Raw genomic sequence first — 4,254 nt, 5'->3', positions numbered from 1 at the left:
CTCACCGCGCTCGCCCATGTCGGGCCGGTCAACGCACCGGAATTCGCCGACGTCATTTCCACCGAAAACCGGCTGAAGGCGCCGGCGGAAGCCACCGGCGGCAGCGTGCGCCGGCTGGCGTCTTCCACAGGCCTTGGCAGCGACGTGACGCTGCCTTCCATCGTGCCGGTGCGCTCGGCTGGTGCCGCATCCGGCAGCGACTGGATCGGCCTGCGCACGACAGACGACAGCGTGCTCAAAGCCGTCTCGCGCGTGCCGCTGTTCGGCGGCTTCCTCGGCCTCGGCCTGCTGCTTCTGGCAATGGGTTCGATGTGGTACCGCGAGGGACGGTAGCGCGGCGCTCTTTTCCCTTCTCCCTTGTTGTGGGAGAAGGGAAAGCCCCCTGCTCTACTCCTCCGGCTCCGTCGTGAACATCAGCGGATAGCCCTTGGCCTTGCCGGCATCGGTGGCGCGCGTCGCCTTGGTCTCGGCGACATCCTTGGTGAACACGGCGACGACGCAGACGCCACGCCGATGCGCAGTGATCATCACCCGGTGCGCTTGGTCTTCGCTGAGTTTGAACTCGCCCTTCAGCACCGTCACCACGAATTCGCGCGGCGTGAAATCGTCGTTGATGAGGATGACCTTGTAGAGTTTTGGCCGTTCGACTTGCGGCTTGATCTGGGTACGCGGTTTTGTGGTAATTTCAGGCATCGGAACCGACAGTTTTGCGTAAGCGATGTGACCGCCATTCTGGCACCGGTGAAAACGGTCGTCCATTTTGATCGACGCGCGAAACCGGTGTCCGCCGACGCGGCCATTCATAATCATGTGGGAAAGTGTCGGTTGCCGTTCAACGGCCTTGGCGGCCGAACATGCGACGGCCGGGAATCTGCCGCACGGCCGCAGCGGGCGGTATATCGGACCGAAAACGGTTTCCGCCGGCATCCGCCCGGCGTTCCAGCCAGGTCGCGATCAGCCACGCGGCGACGCAGATCAACGTCGCGCCGGTCAGCACGACCAGCAGCCAGGTCTGTGCCGGCGTTATGTAGTCCCAGTTGGTGGAAATCGCCGGAGCGAACAGCGAAGGCTCGGTGCGTCCGCTGGCCGGATCGGGGACCGGGCTGGCGGTGAACAGGATAAGCACTCTGGCGAGGCCGGTGGCAACCAGACCGCCGATCACCATCGAGCGCAAAATGGACGAAAGCCGCTTCTTCATGCGGATTGTCCTACACGGCCGGCGTTGCAAACGGGTTAAGTGTCAGTCGAGGCGGAAGCTGCCGGTGCCAGACTTCGCCAAAGATCAGTTGAACCCATCGACCGCTGCATCGCCAATGTCAGGGCTTCAGCGGCTCGGACAGGAAGAAGGCCGCTCCAACCGAAACCAGCTGGAGCGGCCTTGGTCAACAGGCCGGCATTTTATGCCGGACCTTATCAGGTCTTCGGGGCGTCCTTCTTGACGGCCTTCTCAGCAGCCTTCTTGTGCTTCTTGACGGTCTTCTTGACGACCTTCTTCGGAGCAGCCTTGGCCGGAGCGGCAGTCGCCGGAGCGGTGGTCGTCGAAGCAGCCGGAGCAGCGGTCGTGGTGGCGGCGGCGTTGCCGAGAGCCGGCATCGCGAAAGCGAGAGCGACGGCGAGACCGGTTGCGGAGAGGATGGACTTTTTCATGGCTTCGTTTCCTTTTTATGCGGGTCAAGTTTCGGAGCGTTACTGAACCGGGTCGTTCGGTGTCACTCCAAGCAGCTTCAAAGCATTGGCGAGCATCCGGATGCCCTGTGCCTGTTTCTTGGCGGCGCAGTACCGGTTGCCCTTTCTCTGAAGTGCCTTTGCCGCGGTGACCTGCGTTGCCGTGGCATGGGTTTCGAGGGCTTCATCAAATTGGTGGCTGAGATTGGCGCACCGTTCGCTCCGGGTTGTGAGCGTCGCCTTTGCGTCCGATTGTCCGACAGCGGCAGTGACCAGGCAGAAGCCCAGCAACGCACCCAACAAACTGATCGACAACCTTGGCATCGGTTTATCCGTAAACCCGGAGACTAGCGTCGCAGCCGATGACCTGACCGCCACGAGATCAGTTATGCCTTTGAAATTTTTCAGGAGTTTTTCTGAACTGTAGAATTTTGTTTCTGGAGTGTGTCTGAGAAAGCCGGTGTGAACCCCATCATAGCCACTGGCCAACATATGGCCTGAATTCTATCGTGTGGGTTGCGACCGAAGGGCTTGGCAATCAAAGACAGAAGGGCTTGGCAACAATGACAGGGCTGCTGTGAAATCCGATGCACACATACTGATCGTCGACGACGACAAGGGCATCCGCGACCTGCTGCAGGAATTCTTCCAGAAGCGGGGCCTGCACACCTCGGTTGCCGCCGACGGCATCGAGATGGAGACCATCCTGCGGCGCGTCCAGGTGGACCTCATCGTCCTCGACGTGATGCTGCCCGGCAAAAGCGGGCTGGAGCTGTGCCGCGACCTGCGCGCCCAGTATTCGACGCCGATCATCATGCTGACCGCCGTCACCGAGACGACCGACCGCGTCGTCGGCCTGGAAATGGGCGCCGACGACTATGTGCCCAAGCCCTTCGACCCGCGCGAGCTTTTGGCGCGCATCCGGGCCGTGCTCAGGCGCAATGGCGCCGCCGAGCCGAAGCGCGCCACCACCAAGCAGATCTACCGCTTCGCCGGCTGGACGATGGACTGTGCCCGGCGCCGGCTGATCGCACCCGACGATGTCAGGGTCGAGCTGACCATGGCCGAATTCAACCTGCTGCAGACCTTCGTCAAGAGTGCGCAGCGTGTGCTGACCCGCGACCAGCTCATCGAACTGTCCGGCGGCGACAGCGACTATTCCTTCGACCGCAGCATCGACATCCTGGTCAGCCGGTTGCGGCGCAAGATGGAGGACGACCCGAAGACGCCCAAGCTGATCCTGACCGTACGCAGCGGCGGCTACCAGTTCCTGCCCGAGACGACCTCCGAATGAGACGTTTCCTGCCGCAGACCTTGCCTGTCTGGGTGCTGCTGATCGTCATTGCCGGCCTGCTGATCAGCCAGGTCGCGACCCTCTACATCGTCTCGCGCGACCGCGCTGCCGCCAACGACGTCGTCGACCTCTACCGGCTCAACGACCGTGCCTTCTCGCTGGTGCAGCTCATGCATGACGCCAGTCCGGACGAGCGCAAGGCGACGGCGACCGGCCTGTTCAACTCCACCTACGCGCTCACCGTTTCGGACACGCCGGCGGTCACTTCGTCGATCGCCGGCGATGACGAACTGGCCGAACTCGAAGACATCCTCGTCGGCCGGCTGTCCAAATTCGGCATCACCGATGCACGCGTGCGCCGCGATCCGGCGACGCGCGAGGCCGACGACGCGGACGGCACGACGCCAGGACCCGACATCGGCCAGGTCGAGCGCGACCTTCTGGTGCTGGCCGCCGACTTCGCCCAGAGCGACAAGCTGACGGCATCGCTGCGCTTCGCCGACGGCCAATGGCTGAATTTCACCGAACCGATCACGCCCGTCGGCCCGATCCTGAGCTTCGACAGCCTGCCGCTCTATTCGCTGATCGCAGGGCTGGTGGTGATCATGTCGATCTGGTCGCTGCGCCGGCTGACGGCGCCCTACCGGATGATGGAAACCGCCGTGAACCGGATCGGCAAGGATCTGAAGAGCCCGCCGATCGCCGAGGGCGGCAGCCGCGAGGTGCGTGCCGCCGCCAAGGCGATCAACGCCATGCAGGCGAGGTTGCGCGAATATGTCGAGGACCGCGAACATCTGGCGGCGGCACTGGCGCATGATCTGCGCACGCCGATGACCAGAATGCGCCTGCGCCTGGAGCTGTTGCGCAAATCGGCGGTCCGCGAGGCGCTGGCGCACGACCTCGCCGATGTCGAGAGCATCGCCAGCTCGGTGATCGACTTCGCCACCTTCGAAGTGACCGAGGAAAAGAACGAACGCATCGACTTCTGGTCGCTCGTGGAATCGATCGCCGACGGCTATGACGACGTCTCGTTCGACGACGAGACCCGTTCGCGCGGGCTGATCTGCATGGCGCGGCCGGTCGCGCTCAAGCGCTGCGTCACCAATCTGGTGCAGAACGCGGTCACCTACGGCAAGAAGGCGCATCTTTCGCTGCGCCGGTCGGAGGACATGATCCTGCTCACCATCCGCGACGAAGGGCCTGGCATACCGCAGGCGCAGATCGACGCCGTGTTCGGCTCGTTCGTGCGCCTCGAACAATCGCGCAACCGCCAGACCGGCGGTCTTTGTCTCGGC

6 protein-coding genes and 1 pseudogene are annotated in these 4,254 nt (G+C 63.2%); 3 read left to right on the top strand and 4 right to left on the bottom strand.

Annotation, left to right across the window (positions count from 1 at the left end; translation table 11 throughout):
- Nucleotides 1–333: pseudogene (locus tag EOA22_RS25830) on the top strand (hypothetical protein); the annotation flags it as partial.
- Nucleotides 334–387: 54 nt separating this feature from the next.
- Here EOA22_RS25830 and clpS read toward each other — a convergent pair.
- The 4 genes from clpS to EOA22_RS37770 all read right to left on the bottom strand — a co-directional run bounded on the left by clpS (nucleotide 388) and on the right by EOA22_RS37770 (nucleotide 1,989).
- Nucleotides 388–693 (bottom strand): ATP-dependent Clp protease adapter ClpS, encoded by a 306-nt coding sequence (clpS, locus tag EOA22_RS25825; protein WP_013529964.1) that lies wholly within the window; start codon nucleotides 691–693, stop codon nucleotides 388–390.
- Nucleotides 694–832: 139 nt separating this feature from the next.
- Nucleotides 833–1,198: a hypothetical protein gene (locus tag EOA22_RS25820; protein ID WP_063168852.1), complete on the bottom strand. Its 366-nt coding sequence runs from the start codon at nucleotides 1,196–1,198 to the stop codon at nucleotides 833–835.
- A gap of 215 nt (nucleotides 1,199–1,413) precedes the next feature.
- A complete protein-coding gene (locus EOA22_RS25815; protein ID WP_013529962.1) occupies nucleotides 1,414–1,647 on the bottom strand; it encodes a hypothetical protein in 234 nt (77 codons plus the stop codon).
- A gap of 39 nt (nucleotides 1,648–1,686) precedes the next feature.
- Entirely contained in the window at nucleotides 1,687–1,989 is a 303-nt protein-coding gene (locus EOA22_RS37770; protein ID WP_024504541.1) for a hypothetical protein, read from the bottom strand.
- A gap of 253 nt (nucleotides 1,990–2,242) precedes the next feature.
- Between EOA22_RS37770 and EOA22_RS25805 the strand changes: the two genes are divergently transcribed.
- Nucleotides 2,243–2,959: a response regulator transcription factor gene (locus tag EOA22_RS25805; protein WP_013529960.1), complete on the top strand. Its 717-nt coding sequence runs from the start codon at nucleotides 2,243–2,245 to the stop codon at nucleotides 2,957–2,959.
- A partial coding sequence (locus EOA22_RS25800) for an ATP-binding protein (protein ID WP_127390307.1) occupies nucleotides 2,956–4,254 on the top strand: 1,299 nt, incomplete at its 3' end. The genes EOA22_RS25805 and EOA22_RS25800, both read left to right, overlap by 4 nt.

The sequence above is a fragment of the Mesorhizobium sp. M7A.F.Ca.US.014.04.1.1 genome (genome assembly GCF_003998745.1).
Classification (GTDB): domain Bacteria; phylum Pseudomonadota; class Alphaproteobacteria; order Rhizobiales; family Rhizobiaceae; genus Mesorhizobium; species Mesorhizobium ciceri.
Note: the sequence above shows the minus strand (reverse complement) of the source record. Positions and strands in the feature narration are given on the sequence as shown.

Coding starts and splice junctions, on each gene's coding strand:
- clpS (WP_013529964.1), bottom strand. CDS start 693: ATGCCTGAAATTACCACAAAACCGCGTACCCAGATCAAGCCGCAAGTC.
- EOA22_RS25820 (WP_063168852.1), bottom strand. CDS start 1,198: ATGAAGAAGCGGCTTTCGTCCATTTTGCGCTCGATGGTGATCGGCGGT.
- EOA22_RS25815 (WP_013529962.1), bottom strand. CDS start 1,647: ATGAAAAAGTCCATCCTCTCCGCAACCGGTCTCGCCGTCGCTCTCGCT.
- EOA22_RS37770 (WP_024504541.1), bottom strand. CDS start 1,989: ATGCCAAGGTTGTCGATCAGTTTGTTGGGTGCGTTGCTGGGCTTCTGC.